Source organism: Hymenobacter negativus (assembly GCF_017571495.1).
Taxonomy (GTDB): domain Bacteria; phylum Bacteroidota; class Bacteroidia; order Cytophagales; family Hymenobacteraceae; genus Hymenobacter; species Hymenobacter negativus.
Genome location: NZ_JAGETZ010000005.1, coordinates 204,085 through 221,620 on the forward strand (window position 1 = coordinate 204,085; position 17,536 = coordinate 221,620).

The 17,536-nt window shown below is 59.5% G+C and carries 15 protein-coding genes; 10 read left to right on the top strand and 5 right to left on the bottom strand.

The genetic code is table 11. The features are described from left to right. Positions 1 to 224 precede the first annotated feature (224 nt). The 3 genes from J4E00_RS13270 to J4E00_RS13280 all read left to right on the top strand — a co-directional run bounded on the left by J4E00_RS13270 (position 225) and on the right by J4E00_RS13280 (position 1,906). Positions 225 to 986, top strand: coding sequence for a DUF1223 domain-containing protein (locus J4E00_RS13270; protein WP_208175657.1), 762 nt, complete (start codon positions 225 to 227; stop codon positions 984 to 986). 77 nt (positions 987 to 1,063) lie between these two features. Further along, a complete protein-coding gene (locus tag J4E00_RS13275; RefSeq protein ID WP_208175658.1) occupies positions 1,064 to 1,642 on the top strand; it encodes a sigma-70 family RNA polymerase sigma factor in 579 nt (192 codons plus the stop codon). Between the two features lie 9 nt (positions 1,643 to 1,651). Further along, positions 1,652 to 1,906 carry a hypothetical protein gene (locus tag J4E00_RS13280; protein WP_208175659.1) on the top strand — a complete coding sequence of 85 codons (255 nt, stop codon included), beginning with the start codon at positions 1,652 to 1,654 and terminating at the stop codon, positions 1,904 to 1,906. A 161-nt stretch (positions 1,907 to 2,067) separates the two neighbouring features. On the opposite strand, the gene J4E00_RS13285 is transcribed toward J4E00_RS13280, so the two are convergent. The 3 genes from J4E00_RS13285 to J4E00_RS13295 all read right to left on the bottom strand — a co-directional run bounded on the left by J4E00_RS13285 (position 2,068) and on the right by J4E00_RS13295 (position 5,601). Then, positions 2,068 to 2,394 (bottom strand): 2Fe-2S iron-sulfur cluster-binding protein, encoded by a 327-nt coding sequence (locus J4E00_RS13285; protein WP_208175660.1) that lies wholly within the window; start codon positions 2,392 to 2,394, stop codon positions 2,068 to 2,070. Between the two features lie 103 nt (positions 2,395 to 2,497). Beyond that, positions 2,498 to 3,514, bottom strand: coding sequence for an NAD(P)/FAD-dependent oxidoreductase (locus J4E00_RS13290; RefSeq protein WP_208175661.1), 1,017 nt, complete (start codon positions 3,512 to 3,514; stop codon positions 2,498 to 2,500). Positions 3,515 to 3,663: 149 nt separating this feature from the next. Beyond that, the gene (locus J4E00_RS13295) at positions 3,664 to 5,601 is read right to left on the bottom strand and encodes a KUP/HAK/KT family potassium transporter (RefSeq protein ID WP_208175662.1); all 1,938 of its coding nucleotides are present in this window, start codon (positions 5,599 to 5,601) and stop codon (positions 3,664 to 3,666) included. A gap of 168 nt (positions 5,602 to 5,769) precedes the next feature. Between J4E00_RS13295 and J4E00_RS13300 the strand changes: the two genes are divergently transcribed. The 4 genes from J4E00_RS13300 to J4E00_RS13315 all read left to right on the top strand — a co-directional run bounded on the left by J4E00_RS13300 (position 5,770) and on the right by J4E00_RS13315 (position 12,769). After that, a complete protein-coding gene (locus J4E00_RS13300) occupies positions 5,770 to 7,107 on the top strand; it encodes a hypothetical protein (RefSeq protein WP_208175663.1) in 1,338 nt (445 codons plus the stop codon). A 15-nt stretch (positions 7,108 to 7,122) separates the two neighbouring features. After that, positions 7,123 to 7,533, top strand: coding sequence for a hypothetical protein (locus J4E00_RS13305; RefSeq protein WP_208175664.1), 411 nt, complete (start codon positions 7,123 to 7,125; stop codon positions 7,531 to 7,533). A gap of 156 nt (positions 7,534 to 7,689) precedes the next feature. Next, positions 7,690 to 9,174, top strand: coding sequence for a hypothetical protein (locus tag J4E00_RS13310; protein WP_208175665.1), 1,485 nt, complete (start codon positions 7,690 to 7,692; stop codon positions 9,172 to 9,174). A 187-nt stretch (positions 9,175 to 9,361) separates the two neighbouring features. Further along, positions 9,362 to 12,769, top strand: coding sequence for a hypothetical protein (locus tag J4E00_RS13315; protein ID WP_208175666.1), 3,408 nt, complete (start codon positions 9,362 to 9,364; stop codon positions 12,767 to 12,769). Here the strand turns inward: J4E00_RS13315 and J4E00_RS13320 are convergent. Continuing rightward, positions 12,731 to 13,009: a hypothetical protein gene (locus J4E00_RS13320; RefSeq protein WP_208175667.1), complete on the bottom strand. Its 279-nt coding sequence runs from the start codon at positions 13,007 to 13,009 to the stop codon at positions 12,731 to 12,733. The genes J4E00_RS13315 and J4E00_RS13320 overlap by 39 nt on opposite strands. Positions 13,010 to 13,430: 421 nt before the next feature. On the opposite strand from J4E00_RS13320, the gene J4E00_RS13325 reads away from it, so the two are divergent. The 3 genes from J4E00_RS13325 to J4E00_RS13335 all read left to right on the top strand — a co-directional run bounded on the left by J4E00_RS13325 (position 13,431) and on the right by J4E00_RS13335 (position 16,363). Continuing rightward, entirely contained in the window at positions 13,431 to 13,943 is a 513-nt protein-coding gene (locus J4E00_RS13325; protein ID WP_208175668.1) for a hypothetical protein, read from the top strand. A gap of 179 nt (positions 13,944 to 14,122) precedes the next feature. Further along, entirely contained in the window at positions 14,123 to 15,616 is a 1,494-nt protein-coding gene (locus J4E00_RS13330; RefSeq protein WP_208175669.1) for a hypothetical protein, read from the top strand. An 87-nt stretch (positions 15,617 to 15,703) separates the two neighbouring features. Next, positions 15,704 to 16,363: a hypothetical protein gene (locus J4E00_RS13335; protein ID WP_208175670.1), complete on the top strand. Its 660-nt coding sequence runs from the start codon at positions 15,704 to 15,706 to the stop codon at positions 16,361 to 16,363. 94 nt (positions 16,364 to 16,457) lie between these two features. Here J4E00_RS13335 and mgrA read toward each other — a convergent pair whose 3' ends face one another. Then, entirely contained in the window at positions 16,458 to 17,444 is a 987-nt protein-coding gene (gene mgrA, locus J4E00_RS13340; protein WP_208175671.1) for an L-glyceraldehyde 3-phosphate reductase, read from the bottom strand. Positions 17,445 to 17,536 lie beyond the last annotated feature (92 nt).

Genomic DNA, 17,536 nt, shown 5'->3' on the forward strand with positions numbered 1-17,536 from the left:
GGGAAGGGCTTTTGCTTTTACTCAGCAACTGTTCAAAACGCAGAGCGTCGTATAGCGCGTAGTAGATGACGCTCTGATGGGCTACTCGCTTTCCCAGCCAAAGGAGCTATTGAAGGGCCGTACAGGCGGCCATTTGTAAGGTCAGGGCGTGATGGACGTCTGATGATGTGGGGCCGCCGTGCGAGGGACGCATTGAGGGCCCGTTCACGTTTTTTCTTCTTGGTATGAAAGTTTTATTATGGCTGGCACTGCCCTTGGCGGGTGGGCTGGCACTACTAGCACCAGCCCACCCGCGGGCAATACCATCCTCTTTGGCGGCCCGCGTGCCGGTAGTAGTAGAGCTATTCACCTCCGAAGGCTGCTCTAGCTGCCCGGCCGCCGACGCGGCCCTGCGCGAACTGGAAGCGGCCCAGTCGGTGCCCGGTGTTGAGGTTATTGCCTTGGGTGAGCATGTTGATTACTGGAATCGGCTGGGCTGGAAAGACGGCTTTTCCTCGGCCGCTTACACGGAGCGCCAACGGCAGTATGCGCAGGGCTTTGGTACCGGCTCCTACACGCCCCAAGCCGTGGTGAATGGCCGCTACGAATTTGTGGGCAGCCGCACCGGCGAACTCGCTCAAACCGTGGCGAAGGCGGCCAAGAGTCCACAGGCCAGCATTACGCTCGCCCCGAGCGGTAGCACGGTGCAGGTGCGCGTGGCTAGTGTGCCCGCTGGCACTGCCGCTACCGAGGTGCTGCTGGCCATCACCGAAAGCGGCCTTTCGTCTCAGGTAGGGCGGGGCGAAAACTCGGGCCGTTTGCTGCGCCATGCCTCCGTGGTGCGCCAGCTGATGCCCTTGGGCAAAGTAGGAGCCGATGGCACCTTCACGGCCAATCCGGAGCTGAAAATCGGTGCCGACTGGAAACGGCCAAACCTGCGGGCGGTGGCGTTGGTTCAGGAAGTCGCTTCGCACCACATTGTGGGCGTAGCGGCGGTGGCGCTGTAGCGCCGGCGCATTGCTTTCTTTCCGGTGGCTGGCGTAATCTTGTAGTGCGACCTTTGCCAGCTCCGTAGTCGCTCCGCATGACTCCATCAATCCCTGTTCCGGCCCAGTGGCCCGACCGCTACGGCGACGAGCTGTACCGCTTTGCCCTGAGCCGCGTCTCCGACTCTGAAACGGCCGAAGAGCTGGTGCAGGAAACCTTTCTGAGTGCCCTCGACGGCTTGGCTACCTTTCGGGCTGAAGCCTCGGAGCGGACCTGGCTGTTCGTCATCCTGCGCCGCAAAATCATCGACCACTACCGCCGCCAGGCCCGTACCACCCGTGTAGGCTTGGATGAAATCAACGAAGGCGGACCCACCGAAGCCGATTTCTTCAACCCTGAAGACGGCCACTGGACCAATTCTCAAACCCCGGTCAGCTGGCTCAATGCCGATGCCGCGCTGGAGCAGCAAGAGCTGCACGAGATTCTGGCGCGTTGCCAGGAGCGGCTGCCCCCGCAGCAGGGCGCTGTGTTTGCTATGCGCTTTGTAGAGGAATTATCGGCCGAGGAAATTTGTCAGGAGCTAGGTTTGAGCTCCGCTAACTATTGGGTTATCGTGCATCGGGCCAAGCTGCAGCTCCGCCGCTGTCTCGAAAAGCATGGCCTCGGAAAAAATTAATTAGTCGATATGCTACGTCTTATTACCTGCCAGAATGCCACCATGCTGCTGGAGCAGCAAGCCGACCAGTCGGCCGCCAAGTCGATGTCGGCCAGCTTGTGGCTGCACCTGCGCTACTGCCCTTACTGCAACCGCTACGCCAAACAAACCGTGCTGATTGCCGAATGGGCCAAAGCGGCAGCCACTGCCCGTGCCAGTTCCGACACGGCCTTATCAGAAGCCGCCAAGCAGCGGATGCGCGAACGGCTGGCCGCAGCCGGATAGTGCGTTTGTCATTGGGAGTGAAACCTAGGCTAACGCGACCAGCTTCTAACTGCGACAAGCGTTTTTATAAAGCAGAAAAGCCCCGGCTCTACTCCAGAGCCGGGGCTTTTCTGCATCGGGAGGACGGATTGCCGCGCTCCACTCGCCATAACAGGTGGTATCTATGCGCCCGTTGGCACGAGGCGCACCACCAAGCCATCGGTGCGAGGCGTGAGGCGAATCTGGCAGCTCAGGCGGGAGCCTTCGTGCACCACGGGCAAGGTTTCGAGCATGTCGAGTTCGGCGTCTTCAGGCTCGGGCAGGGCGGGACCGGCCAACACTTCGACGTGGCAAGTGGCGCAAAGGGCCATGCCGCCGCAGGTGGCCTGAATGTCGTAGCCGCTGGCTTTCAGCAGCTCCATTAGGCTGAGGCCCATATCGGTAGGGCCTGTTATTTCAGTGCGTTGGCCGGGAGCTTCCTCGACGTAGACGCGGATGTCTTCTTCCATAAATTGAGTTGAATCAGTAGACCAAAGCACGTCCTGCTGAGCGCCGCCGGAATCCACACGAGATGCTTCCACTGCGCTCAGCAGAACGTTCTGGGTTACCAGATTACATGCTGGGTGCCCCGTTGACCGTGGTGTACTTCAGGGTGTACTTTTTGTCGGGGAAAATGTATTTAAATGCGCCCTGGCACATAAGGGCGGCCTCGTGGAAACCGCAGAGGATGAGCTTCAGCTTACCGGGGTAGGTGTTGATGTCGCCAATGGCGTACACGCCGGGCAGCGAAGTGCTGTAGTCTACGGTGTTCACTTTCACGGCGTCGTTTTCGATTTCCAGGCCCCACTCGCCGATGGGGCCGAGCTTGGGCGTGAGGCCGAAAAGTGGAATGAAGCAGTCGAGCGGGACTTTTTCCGCCTTGCCGTCGTTGCCGGTGATGGTTACTTCGGCCAGGGTGCCGTTGCCGTGCAGGTGCGTGACGTTGGAACTGAGCACGAGCTTGATTTTGCCGGCTTCGTGCAGCTTCTGCACTTTTTCGGCCGAGTCGGCGGCGCCGCGGAAGGTGGTACCGCGGTGCACCAGCGTCACATCGGAGGCCACGTTGGCGAGGAAATTGGTCCAGTCGAGGGCCGAGTCGCCACCGCCGGCGATGACAATTTTCTTGTCGCGGAAGTGCTCGGGGTCGCGCACCATGTAATGCACGCCTTTGCCGCCTTCAAAATGCTCCAGGTTTTCCACGGCCGGCTTGCGGGGCTCGAACGAGCCCAGGCCACCGGCAATGGCCACGGCTTTGCAGTGAATTTCGGTGCCGTCGGTGGTGAAGAGCTGGAAGGAGCCGTCATCCAGCTTTTCGAATTTTTCGACCCGCTCACCCAGCGTAAACGTGGGGTGGAAGGGCTCAATCTGCTTCATCAGATTGTCGACCAAATCGCCGGCCAACACTTCCGGGAAGCCCGGAATGTCGTAAATCGGCTTCTTGGGATAAATCTCGGAGAGCTGCCCGCCGGGTTGCGGCAGGGCATCAACAACGTGGCAGCGGAGCTTGAGCAAGCCCGCCTCAAACACTGCAAACAGACCGACCGGGCCGGCTCCGATAATGCAGATATCGGTGGAAATGGGTGTGGACATAAGGGTAAAAGTGCCTTTAACCGGGCGTCGGCTTTGAGGCGGCCACAACGTAGGAGGCCGTTGGCGCAAAGGTACGGGTCGGGGTTGGGGCGGCCAATCGGCCGCTCGTTTTATAACACCCGGATGCGCGAAAACGTTGGCGGCCAGCGCTACTCTCGCGTCAGCTGGAGCTCGGGGCGGGCGGGCATGCGCAGGGGCACGTTTTCCACGGTAAAGGCGCTGTTGTCGAGGCCAAAGCTTTCCTGCTCGCTCACGCCCAGCCAGCGCAGCCAGCCGTGGGCGCGCAGCACCAAGCGTTTCCAGCCGCGCAGCAGGTGCTGGTAGGGTAGGGTTTTGTTGAGAATCACAAACTGGAAATCGCCCACCACGTCCTGCCCGCGCAGGCTTTCGTAGCGCGAGGTGATGTCGACTTCGCCGCCCTTCACGAGGTCGGCCACCACTTGCCGGAACATGTAGTTGACGGCCTGGTCGACCCGAAAGCCCAAATGGAAATCAATCCGGACCACTTCCTGGGGCAGAATGTGCGTCACAGAATAGGTGCGGGTATAGGGGTCGTCGGTGGTGTCGACGTGGACGAGGTAGTAGACGTCGGCGCGCTTGGGACGTTTCTTGAAAATGCTGTGTGTGATGGCATTTTCCACCAGTTTCGCATCCGATGACTTGGTGAGGTAGACCAGGTGCGTGGCGTATTTTGGGATGGATTCGTCGTTGCTCAGCTCCTTGAGCAGCGGCAGGTAGTCAGCCAACGGCTCGAACTCGGTGAGGTCGGAACGGATTTTCTGGCCCTGAATCCAGCTCACCATCACGCCCAGAATGAGCACTGACAGCATCACACTCAGCCAGCCGCCTTCCGGAAACTTGCGCAGGTTAGCCACCAGAAACGAGCCTTCGATGAGGAAATACAGTCCAATCAATCCAAAAATGATGAGGCCCGCTGTGCGCCGTAGACGCAGATAATAGCCCAGCAGCACGGTGGTCATGAGCATGGTAACTGTGACAGCTAAGCCAAAGGCCGCTTCCATTTTGCCCGACTCGCGGAAGTAGAGCACCACGCCCACGCAGCCGGCCAGCAGCAGTCCGTTGAGGCTGGCCACGTAGGCTTGTCCGCGCAGCTCGGTGGGGTAGGAAATGCGCACCTTGGGCCAGAAGTGCAGCCGTAGCGCCTCAATAACAAGCGTAAACGAACCCGAGATGAGGGCCTGCGAGGCGATGATGGTGGCCAGTGTGCAGAGGATGATGGCCGGGAGCAATAGCGCCGGTGGTATCATCAGGAAGAACAGGTTTTTCTCGCCTAGGGCCGGGCCCAGGTGCTGGAGCAGCCACGCGCCCTGTCCCAGGTAATTGAGCAGCAGGCAGATTTTGACGAAGGTCCACGATACGTAGATGTTGGGCCGCCCGACGTGGCCCATGTCGGCGTAGAGGGCTTCGGCTCCGGTGCTGCACAGGAAAATGGAGCCCAGCAACCAGAACGCGCCCGGTATCTGGGTGATGAGGTGCACGGCGTAGTAGGGGTTGAGGGCGCGCAGAATGGTGGGCTCGTGCACCAGATGCGTGATGCCGAGCACGCCAAGCATCGAAAAAAACACCACCATTATGGGCCCGAAAAACTTGCCAATAATGGCCGTGCCGAACTGCTGCAGGGCAAACAGCCCCACCAGAATGGCCAGCACGATGGGCACGGTGTTCAGCTCAGGATTGAAGATGCGCAGCCCCTCAATGGCCGACGACACCGAAATGGGCGGCGTGATAATGCCATCGGCCAGCAGCGCCGCCGCCCCGATGATGGCCGGAAGATAAAGCCACTTTACGCGCAGCCGCCGCAGTTGGGCGTAGAGCGCGAGAATGCCACCCTCGCCGTGGTTATCGGCCTTGAGGGCAATGAAAACGTACTTTACGGTGGTGAGCAGCGTGAGCGTCCAGATGATGCAGGAGATGGTGCCGAGCACCACTTCCTCGGTCACGGGCCGGTTGGCGAACACACCGCGCACGGTGTAGAGCGGGGAGGTGCCAATGTCGCCGTACACAATGCCAAGGGCGATGAGAGTGCCGGCGGCAGAAGCGCGGGACAGGGAAGTAGAACTCGACATAAAACGGCAACCAGGAAAACGAAGCCTGGATGAGGTGGAAAAAGCGTTGGCAAAGTAAACGTACTACCAGCGCCAGCCCTGCGTTTAGCAGTTCTGGTTTTCAGCCGGCGGGCATTTCGTTGCGTAATGCCTATACTTCGCCTCTAAAACCTGTTTTGCGCTTCACCTATGCCAATATCCGTTTCCGGAACCCTGCCTGCGTCGCGGCTTTTTCGCCATCTCCGACTCGCCAGCGTCTTCGTGGGGGCCGTTTCACTGCTGACAGCTTGCAACTCGGAACCAGCTGAAACCACCGCCAGCAAGCCTGCCAAAGGCACAAAAGCGCCAGCCGATGCCCCGGCCGCTCCCGAAGCGGCTCCGCTGCACGTCAGTATTTTTCTGGAATATTCGGGCGGTATGAAAGGCTTCGTGCCCCGCGGCGGTGCCGACAAGCCCGCTACTGAATTTCAGCAGCGCATCGGCGCGCTCATCACCGAAACGCAGGTGAACGGCGCCGTGGCCGAGCGCAAATATTACCTCTGCGAAAATGCCGCGCCCCGGCCCGTAAAATTCGAAGAGCTACGCGATGTCGTGCAGGGCGAGGTGAACCAAGCCGCCCTTGGCACCGAGCTGCCGCAGATGCTGGAAGGCATTCTCAACCGGCCCAAAGCAGGGGAGGAAGTGAGCGTGGTGATTTCAGACTTTATTTATGGTCCGGCGCGCAAGTCAGATTTTTCGCAACTGCCGAATCTGATTCGCACGTCTATCGCGCCGGTTAGCCAGAAACAGTTGGCCGTGGCTGTGTTTGGCGAGGCGTCGCGTTTCTACGGCACCTACCATCCGGCCGTGAAAACGCCGGTGCCCAAGAGCACCCTAAACGGCGAAAAGGTGCCTTACTACGTGTGGGTGATTGGGCCGCCCGCGCAAGTGGCCCGCTACGCGGCCGAGGTATTCAAGAATGCGCCCGCCCAGCAGGCCTTCTTTGGGTTGAAGACGAGCGCACCAGCCTTCGCGCCGCTGCTCACCAAGCTCACCGACCCGAAATTAAAGTCGAGCGGTGGCACGGTATACGCCGAAAATAACGGCCTGACCCTGAACCCGTCCGATGACCCGGTGGACTTTTCAGTAGGTCTGGATTTGAAACAATTGCCCGCCGCGTGGCAAAAACCCGCATTTTTGGCCCAACATCTGCAAGTGCGCCTTCCCAACGGCCAGGCCAGCCTGCTGCCCAACTCGGTGCGCTCCCTCACCGAAGATGAGCAAAGCGGCCAGCCCGTACTGGCGTCCTACACTCACGTAGCACGCCTGCGGGTGAGCAAGCTGGTAGCCCCCACCGCCATGCTTACCATCTCGCTGCCTGCTCCGGAAACGCCGGATTGGGTAGCCGCCTGGGCCACCACCAACGACAATACCCCCGCCCCCCGCACGTTTGGCCTCGACCAATTGCTGGCCGGCGTCCGCCAATCGTATCCAACCCCGCTGCCGGCCGTATTCACGGTTCAGCTCCCCCTCAAAAACGACAAATAACCCGCGCTTCCTGCTATGCAAACCTTCTTCACTAGCCTGTACTCGGCTTTTATTTCCATCTTCCAAAGCCAGCGCCCAGCCGACTACGGCTTGTATAAAACCGACCTGTTTTCGCTTGTGGGCTGGAGCACGCTGGGCGTAAGCCTATTGCTGGTACTGACTTTCTACTACCTTTTCAACTCGGCCCTGCGGACTGGTATGTTTCGCAGCACACACTGGGTGCTAACGCTGGCATTGGCCGCTGGTCTGGGCACGTTTCTGGCTAATAGCCTCAGCAAGAGCCACGGTGCGGAAGTGAGCAGCTACCTGGGTTACTTCATGGTCGTGAATATGATTGTGGCCGCTCTGTGGTTCTTCATCTTCTCAATTCTGCTGAAGCGGTGGAGCACGTACGCCCGCACCACGCCGTTTGTGGGGCCGTTTTAACCTCGCCCCCAGCCCTTCGCCTTGGGGAGAGGGGAGCCTTACGATTGGCAGGTGGGCTTTTGAGAATTACTTACAGAAATGATTTTACTCACGCCGCCGTGGCTTCCCCTCCTGGGGAGTGGGGCCGGGGGTGGGGTTTTCACGTCAGAACAAGCTATGTCCAAACTATTCATCTTTGCCGTGGGCGGTACTGGGGCCCGCGTGCTGCGCTCCCTCACCATGCTGCTGGCCTCGGGCGTGCGCATTCCAAACTGCGACCAGCTGGTGCCCGTCCTTATCGACCCAGACACCCAGAATGGCGACGTGACGCGCACTGTAGCCCTGCTTAAGCGCTACGCCCGCATTCACGATGCCCTGTATGGCGACGGCCAGAAGGAAAAAACCGGCTTTTTCAGCCAACCTATGAATACGCTGGCCCACCTGAATACCAGCGGTGGGGGCGGCGAAGAACTGCGCGACTCGTTTGTGTACGACTTCGGCGGTATCAGCCAGCCCTTCCGCGACTACCTGAAATACAACGACCTATCGGTGGAAACCCAGGGCTTGGTTGATTTGCTGTTCACCCAGGACAGCCTCGCCGCCAACCTCGACGTGGGCTTCCGCGGCTCGCCCAACGTGGGTTCGGTGGTGCTGAATGCGGTAGTACAGTCCAAGGAAATGCGCTACCTCGCTCAGAGCCTACAGGACGGCGACCGGGCTTTTTTCATCAGCTCGATTTTCGGCGGTACGGGGGCCGCTGGCTTCCCGCTACTGGTGAAAAACCTGCGCGATGCTAACTCCCCGCTGGCCCACCCGGAAGTGCGCCGCCGCCTCAAAGCGGGCGCGCTGGTGATGCTGCCTTACTTCAAATTGCAGGAGCCATCGGCCGATGAAAAAGCCGCCGGGCAGGATTTCATCGACTCCAATACCTTCATCACGAAGACGAAAACCGCTCTTTCGTACTACGCCGACAACCTGAAAGGGCTGGAAGCCATGTACTATCTCGGCGACCAACCCGGGCAGCCGTTGGCCAATCACCCCGGCCGCGCCGAGCAGCGAAACCAGGCCCACCTGCTCGAAATGTTGGGCGCCCTCTCAGTGCAACATTTCATGGAAGTACCCGATAACCAGCTGGATGGCAACCAACCGCTCTTCCATGAATACGGTCTGAAATCGGACACGCCGGACGTGGACTTCGGCCAGCTTCCCACCGATATGCGCCAGGAAGTAGCCCGCCCGCTGATTCAACTCCACTACTTCGCCCGCTACTTCCTCAAGCACACACCCGACGACGCCAAAGCGCCTTACTACGAGGCCGGCGACCTCGCAGCCCAGCTGCGCAACAACCGCGCCCTGCGCGAGTTGTACGACTTTTTCGGCGAGTATAACGAGTGGATTCGGGAACTGGGCGTGAACCAGCGGCGCTATACCGCCATCCGCGCCGACGAAGCTGATTTCAACCGGATGGTAGCCGATAAAACGGTAGAAACCGGCATTTTCAGCAAAGGCATCACGCCGGGTTATTTCCGCGACGAGCTGACGAAAGCTGTAGGCAAAGCCACGCTCACGAACCCAACTGAGAACGAGGCGCTGCGCTGGGTTGTAAAGGCTTTTGAGGAAGCTACGGGCGAGATTCTAGATAAGAAGCTGCAGTATTCATAGTGCTAGGACCTCAAGGTGCCCTCTCCCCAAGAGAGGGGAGCCCGACGGCATTCTGCTTAAAACAAACTTGAAACAACATTAAAGGCCTTTCGTAGCCGCAGCCAACGCCGGCACCGCCATGGCTCCCTCTTTTAGGGAGAGGGGCCGGGGGGAGGTTCCGCCGTTAGCGTCTTTCTTAATAATACACATGGCTAAAATCCTGCGTTTGCACGATACCGGCTCCAGCACCCACGAGGGCTGGGGACCGACTGGTAAAATTGGCCCCCACGAAGTGGAGCGCCTGCTCGACCCGCAGGGCGGCCGCGCCGCCAAGGTGGCGGTTTCGATTCCCTCGCCCTTCGCCCGCATGCACTTGGTCGAAACGGCCTTGCGCTTTGTGACGCAGGGCGGTGCGAGCCAGGATTCCGTTTACCACCAGTTGGTGAGCCACTTCTGGGACGTGTGGGAGATGGTATTCAACTTCCACCAGCGCAAGCTGGCCAGCCAGCGCCTGCAAATCCGGGCTTGGCGTAAAGATGAGGAACTAGCCAAGCTGCGCGCCAACCCCGCCACCCGCCCGTTGGCCGACGTGCTGGCCCTGTACCTCGACGGCCGCTTCGCAAAGCTGACCGAGATGCACCTCATCTACTACCCCGGGGCCAATGGCGTGCCGCAGCTCATCGGTGGCACTTCGCCGCTCACGCTGTTTTTCCCCGCCCCGAATGTGAAGCCGCTGCCGGTGCAGCGCCCGCAGGGTGGAGGCTATTACTTTGATAACCAGTATGTGCCTCTGGCTAACCGCGAAGCTGCGTTTCGCGATTACGTGTATCAGGAGTTCGTGGGTGACCCGGCTCTGATGGCCCTCGCGCCGCTGGTGCGCGATACCCTCGACCGCGGCCTGCTGCAAAAGTGGGCAATGGATGGCACCGCCAGCCTCAGCAACTTTCCGGTACTGACGGACGCCTCTAACAACCAGATTGATGTGGCCGGTGTGCTGCTGCGCGTGCGGCCCGACGAAAGCACCCTGCGCGGCTCCGACCTATTCATCCGGCCCACGCGGGCGGGGGTGACGGGGCCGCTGCCCATCGTGCTGCGGCCTGGTTTGAAGGCGGTTGGCAAAAAATACTACAACGAAACGCTGTTTGCCGACAGCGGGGCCATTGTACCGGCCTCGGATGCCCGCCCGCTGAAGGAGCGCACGCTGCCTGGTCCGGAATTGCCATATCCGTACTTGACCGTCAACGACTTGCTGGAAGAAACCCTGCTGGCCGTGCCCTATGAGGTGGATGAGACGCGGTTTTTCACTGGCAGCGTGAAGATTGCGCCCGGTTACCGGCCGAGCAACTGGCCTTTACTGCCTATCAAGCCAGCTTATTTTGACTACTTCACGCAGCAGGATTTGGCCGAACACCTCTCGCTGGAGTTGGAATCGGCCTGCATCCGGGTGCGGCTGCGGGTACCGGTGAGCGGCGGCGACTACGTGGACTACGAGCGTGCCTACTACCCCAACCCGCAGGGCGACGGGGTAGGGCGCCTACGCGTGACCAACGTGGCGCTGTCGGTGTTCCCATTCGTGAAAGTGGCCGACGCGCCGCAGTACAACGACTTCTACAAAGTCATGCTGGTGGATGCTAACAACATTGACCCGAGCATGGTGACCAAGAAAGTCGACCTGAAATTCTGGGCCAACGGCCACCAACTCAGCGAAACCGGCACTGACCAGAGCGCCACCCGCTACGAGCGCACCCCCAAAACCAGTCAGGACGAAGGCAGCACCTACTACGAGGTGCGCGGCACCCATTTCGACTACCTCGAAGTGCTGAACCCGGCCCCGGCCGAGGGCCGCGCGCTCATCATTCCGCGCTGGCCCGAAGTGCGCCAGGGCACCAAGGAATACCGTTTCGCCATCGACTTCGGCACCACGAACACCCACGTGGCCATGCAGGACAGCCCCGGCCAGGAGCCCAAGCCATTCAGCTTCGGCTTGGCCGATACGCCAGTGGCGCTGCTCAAAAAGAGCACTGCCGAGCCTGACCGCACCGCCTACGAGCGCCTATACCGTGGCATCGACGATGACCCAGCCAACTTCGTGCAAATCAAGCGCTGGCAGCAGTACCAGGAGCGCGAATTCGTGCCGCCCATCATTGGGGCCGACAGTTCTCCTTATGCTTTCCCAGCTCGTACCGCTACTTACGAGGCGGCCAACTACGCCACCCAAGAGTTGAGCGTACTGGGCAACATCAACGTGGCTTTCGGCATTATTACCGAGGAGCAGCGCCGACCAAATTATCACACCAACCTGAAGTGGGATAATTCGCTGAACATCGCAAATACCAACCGTGTGCGTGCGTTTTTCAAGGAAATCCTGCTGCTATGCCGCGCTAAGTTAGCCCTGAACGGTGGCAACCTCGCGGCCACGCAAATCACCTGGTTTGCCCCCCTGAGCTTCTCGACTTACCAGCGCAACCTGTACCAGCGCGAGTGGGACACGTTGTTTCACGACGTATTCAAGACGACCAATTCCATGCCCTGCATGGTCGAATCGACGGCCCCATACTACTACCTCACGCGTCGTAACATCGTGACGCTGGGGCCGGGCGAAAATGCCGCCTTCATCGACATTGGCGGCGGTACCACCGACGTGTTGCTGTACGCCGACCGTAAGCCGGTGCTGAGTACCTCGTTCCGCTTCGCCGGTAATGACCTATGGGGCGATGGTGGGGCCGAAGTCCGCGGCTCGAAGGATAACGGCCTTGTACGTTTCGGCGTGGCCGGGGTGCAGAGCGCGGTGCTTTCGCCCGCCGCCCGCCGGGCCCGCGAATACGTGCTGGTGGCTGAGAGTACCGATAATTTCGGTTCTGAGGACGTGGCTAGCTTCCTGTTCAACTACGACCAACTGCTGGGTTTCAGCGAGCGACTTTTGCGGGCGGAGCACCTGCGGGTACTGTTTTACCTGCACTTCGGCGCGCTGATTTACCACGTGGCGCAAGTGACGGTGGCCAACGGCCAGCAGCTGCCGCGCTACCTGTGCTTCACCGGGCGCGGCAGCCTCTATGTGCGCCTGCTAGCGGCCGGGGCCAACCTGCAGCCGGTGGAGAAGCTGGCCCGCCTCATCATGGAAAAAGCCACCGCCCAGACCGTGCCGGCTGATTTCCGCATCAAGCTGGCCGACGACCCCAAGCAAACTACTGCCAACGGCGGCGTGCTCGCCACCGGCCAGATTCCGCAGGACCCGCCCCTGGTGCGCCCGGTGGGAATTGCCCCCGATGCCGAGAACCCGCAAGCTGATAAAGGTGAACACCACCTTGAAGCTGCTAGCGTAACCGACGAAATAAAGCAAGCTGTGCTAAGCAACGCTCGCGCCTGCCTGAAACTGCTGCTCGAAGACCCCGAGCTGAAGCGCGTGCAGGCCGACCTCGGTGTGAAAAACGACCCTGGCTTGGTGATGAATACGCTTGAGCGCAGCCTCGGCGACTCCTTCAACTTATACCGCCAGCAATATGCCGATGTGTTGCGCGACGGCGACACGATACCTGAGACGCTTTTTTTCCTGCCGTTCAAAAACGCCCTGTATGAACTATCCAAGGTGCTTCATGACGCGCAGCCGCTCAATTAGCGGCGCCACGGCGCCTGTGCTCCAGTCGGCCGGCCGCTCCCGTTGGGGCGGCCGGCCGTTGCTGCTTCTCCTGCTATTGGGGCTGTTGAGTGGCAGCCCGGCAGCGTGGGCGCAGCCAGCGGCTGGCTCATCAACTCCCGCAGCTGCTGGTGATTCAGCCGCCACAACCACGACTGCACCAATTGCTAAACCGGCGTCGAATTGGACAACGGTTTGGGCCGTGCTGGGCGGCGTGGCCATTGGGGCGCTGGGGGTGTGGCTGTGGACAAGGCGCTCGGCAGAAGCGAAGCGGGATGAAAGCTTAGCACCAAGCCCCGCCCCGCGAATTCCAGTTGAACAAGTTCGGAAAAAGCCAACTGCTCAAAACGTCTACAAAGCTCCACAAGCCAAGGAGTCTACTGCTAGTGCCCCGCCAGCCGCACCAGCTGTTTCGGCTAAGACGCCACCTGCTCCAGTTGCAACGACACCGCCGGCACCTGCCGAAAATCAAGGCAAGGGTGTGTCATTTAAATCGATGCGTGAGGTGCAGGGCACTACTTCGAAACCATCGAACTCCCAGACTGGAAAAGACAAAAGGTCGAAGCCTAACTTCAATTCCCGCAGCCCCGTATCGGAAAAATCTGCCGATGCTTGGCCGCCAATAGCCCCTCGTTCCGCCGCTATGAATCCGACTACCCCCACGCCAACCACTGGCGACGAAAAACCCTTAGAGCCCGGCCAGACCGTGGAGTGGGCCGCCCCGACTTCCACGCCGCCCGCCATTCAGGAGTTGATTGAGGCCAGTGCACCAGAAGCTTCTGAGGCTCCTGCTGAGGCACCAGCGACTTCCAAAGCGGCTGCTGCTCCAAACAATGGCCCGCTGCACTACTACGCTCCCGCTCCCGATGTGCCCAGCATCGAGCACCGCAAGCTCAGTCCCAACCCGCTGCCGCAAATGCCGCTGCTCATCACCCTGCCGCATTCAGAAGCTACCGTGGCGCAGTTTTCGTTTAGCCCGCAGGCCGACCAGTCGCGCATCATTGGCAACGGTGTGCGCGAGTTGAAGGAGTTTTTCCAGTTTGAGCTGCCACCTACGGAGCAGTTCACCACCATTCAAAATCTGACGGCTGGCAAGCTTGAGAAGCGCGATGATGCCTGGCACGTGGTGCAGAAAGCGGGCATTGCGCTGAGTTAAAATTCTGGCCCTTTGCGTGTAGAGACGCGACACTTTGCGTCTATCCGTTGCTGATGCTGTTATAGTTGCGTGGTGGGCATTCATTGTTCTGCCCAGTTCCGATTGTGCAACAATGAGACGTGAAGTGTCGCGTCTCTACAGCCCTGCTGTAACTTCGGCCATTATCTGAAAAAGCAGCTATGCTCTTAATTGAAATCCTGTTAATCCTGGCGCTGGTGGCGTGGCAGGCGGTGGTGTTCCTCCGCAACCGCCAGCTCATTGGGCGTATTCAAGGCATGTACCCGGTGGCGGGCGCAGTGGGTGTGCAGCCCATTCCGTTCACTGCCGCGCAGCCCGAGAAAAACTTTGATGTTCAGTACGATGCCCTTATCACCCGCGATGCTTCGCCGGAATTCGGTCAAATCATCACAGATACAAACGAGTACTTGCTGAACAACCGCGGTGCGGCGGCCGATTTCGGTATCCTGAAAGACATTTCCGAACGCCACGCCGAAGCCCTAGACGACGAGATTCAGGCCCAAATTACCACGCCGCTGTACCTGGGGCTGCTGGGCACCTTCACCGGAGCTATTATTGGGCTGGTATCGCTGATAGGCAATCCTTTTGCTGATGTGGATGCCAATCCGACCACCGATACGTCATTCAGTAACGGCGACGTGCAGCATTTCCTCGGTGGCGTGCTTATTGCCATGATTGGCAGCTTGTTTGGCCTAGCCTTCACATTGGCTGGCAACCAACTGTTGAAGCAAGCCCGCGCCGTGCGCGACCGCAACAAAAACGCCTATTACACCTTCCTGCAAAAAGCCCTGCTGCCCAAGCTAAACTCCGATATGCAGGCGGGTATGAGCAACCTGAAAGCGGTACTCGACTCGTTCAACTCCGAGTTCTTCAGCCAGATTCAAAACGATTTCTTTAGTAAAATTCACGAGTTTACGCCGCTCATCGCCAGCATTACCGAGAACGTGAGCGTGCAAAAGCGCTTTCTCGAGCAGTTGGAGAAAATTGGCTACTCCGAGTTGGCCAACGCTACCATCAAGGTATTTGATAGAGTAGATGAAAGCGCCCAGACTTTCGAGAAATTCCTGGGCTACCAGCAGGCACTGAACACCACCGTCATCCACAGCAACGAGGCGGCGCAAACCATCGGCTCGCTCCTCAACCGCCTCACGGCACTGGAACAGGGGCTCGCCAGCGTGCCGCAATACCTGCAGCAGCACGACGACGCATTGCGCCAGCAAGTCGCGTTCTTCACCCAGCACGGGGCGCTGCTAAAGGACTTAGGCGCCCAAATCCGCCAGGGCGTGAGCGAGGGCGTGCACCGCATGGATGCCGAGCTGGATGGCCGCCTGCAAGAGTTGCAAAAGGAAGCCAGCACCGCCCACGAGCAGTGGCAGCAGCATTTCCGCCGCCTTAATGAGAATAACGTGTACCAAAAAATCACGGAGTACCTCAATCCTTTCACTCAGCTTCCGGCCCAGCAAAAAGACCTGAACTTGCTGCAGGAGCGCCAGGCCCAGCAAACGGCCCAGGCCATGCAGCGCTTGGAAGGTCGCCTGCTGGTTGATTCGCAACTGCAACAGGAGCTACTGAAACAGGTGGACCGGACCAATAAAGTGCTGGAAGAACTGACCAAGCCCAACTGGTTTCAGCGCACCGTGCTGGGCAAGAAATAGGCAGGGGAAGCACCGCAATAGAAGGAACATAATGCCCAGTGCAGCCGAGGCATGACGTGCTAAATCAATCCAGTTAATATCCAGACCATGAGCAAAGACAAGGACTTCTTCTGGCCCAGCTACGTGGACCTTATGACGGCCTTGTTCCTCATCATGCTCGTACTATTCGTGCTGGGCTTCAAGCGGGCCAGCGACAAGCAACGGGTTAACGAGCATCTGATTTCCGACCTGAAAGTGCAGGTTCAGGAAAAGCGCAAGCTCGATGAGATAAAAGCCGCGCTCAAACGCCTTGAAAGCAATTATTTCGAGTACAACCCTACTTACAAGCGTTACGAGCTGAAGTTTCCGGTCACCTTCGCGCCCAAAAGCGACGTGCTGCCCTATGAGGCGCAAACACCGCTCGTGAAAGCCGGCCGTTTCTTGTTGCGCGAAATGCAGTCGATAAAAAACGACGACAACGTACAGTACCTCATTGTGGTAGAAGGCCGCGCCGCCAAAGACCTGCGCTACCCCGCCAACGACCCGCACAACCTCGACGGCCCGGCCGTGCGCCAGCTCAGCTACAGCCGTGCGCTATCGGTAATTCGCCTCTGGGAGGAAGCCGGTCTGCGCTTTCCCAGCAACCTGGAGGTAATAGCGGCCGGCAGCGGCTTCCGCGGCGCGGGCCGCTACACCGGCAGCCAGGAGGCTCTAAACAAGCGGTTTATCATTCAGATTCAGCCCAAGATTGGGTCGATTGGAAAGTAGGGACGGGTGGCACCCGCCCGCCTATTCGCATCAAACCCGACCGTTGTGCTTTCAATCGACGAATCGTTCAACAGCGGGTGGGTGCAACCCGCCCCTACAGAATTTCCTCAATCGCTGCCAACTCCTCCGCGCTGAACGCTAAGTTTTCTAAGCAACGCAATGAGTCATCGAGTTGCTCGGGCTTGCTGGAGCCGATTAGGACGGAGGTTACCCGCTCGTCTTTCAATAGCCAGGACAGGGCCATCTGGGCGAGGCTTTGATTGCGGGTCTGAGCGAGGTCGTTGAGGCGACGGACCTGTGAGAGGCGCTCCGGCGTGAGGTTGTTCTCGGTGAGAAAGCCGACGCCCTTGGCCACGCGAGAATCTTCGGGAATGCCGTGCAGGTATTTGTTGGTGAGCAGGCCCTGGGCCAGGGGTGAAAAGGGGATGCAGCCTACGCCTTCCTGGTCCAGCAGGTCGAGCAGCCCGCCCTCTACCCAGCGCTCAAACATGGAATACTTGGGCTGGTGGATGAGGCAGGGCGTTCCCAACTCGCGCAATAGCCTGAAGGCCTCGGCGGCTTCGGCGGGCTGGTAATTGCTGAGGCCCACGTACAGCGCCTTGCCCTGACGCACGATGAGGTCGAGCGCGGACATGGTTTCGGCCAGGGGCGTTTCGGGGTCGGGGCGGTGGTGGTAGAAAATGTCGACGTACTCTAGGCCCATGCGTTTGAGGCTCTGATCGAGGCTGGAAACCAAGTACTTCTTCGAGCCCCACTCGCCGTAGGGGCCTTCCCACATGTGGTAGCCAGCCTTACTGGAAATAATGAGCTCGTCGCGGTGAGCAGCAAAATCCTCGTGCAGAATGCGCCCAAAATTTGTCTCGGCCGAGCCGGGGGGCGGGCCGTAATTGTTGGCCAGGTCGAAGTGGGTGATGCCGCGGTCGAAGGCCCGGCGCAGGATGGCGCGGCCGTTTTCGAGCGTATCTACGCCGCCAAAGTTGTGCCACAGGCCCAATGAGAGCGCCGGTAGTTTCAGGCCGCTGCGGCCACAGCGGCGGTAGGTCATATCCTGGTAGCGAGTGGGAGCGGGCTGGTACGGCATGATGGTTGAAGAAGTGGCGTATAAGGTACTAAAACAGAACGTCATGCTGAGCTTGCCGAAGCATCTCTACCGCAAGAGTAATTGATTTTACT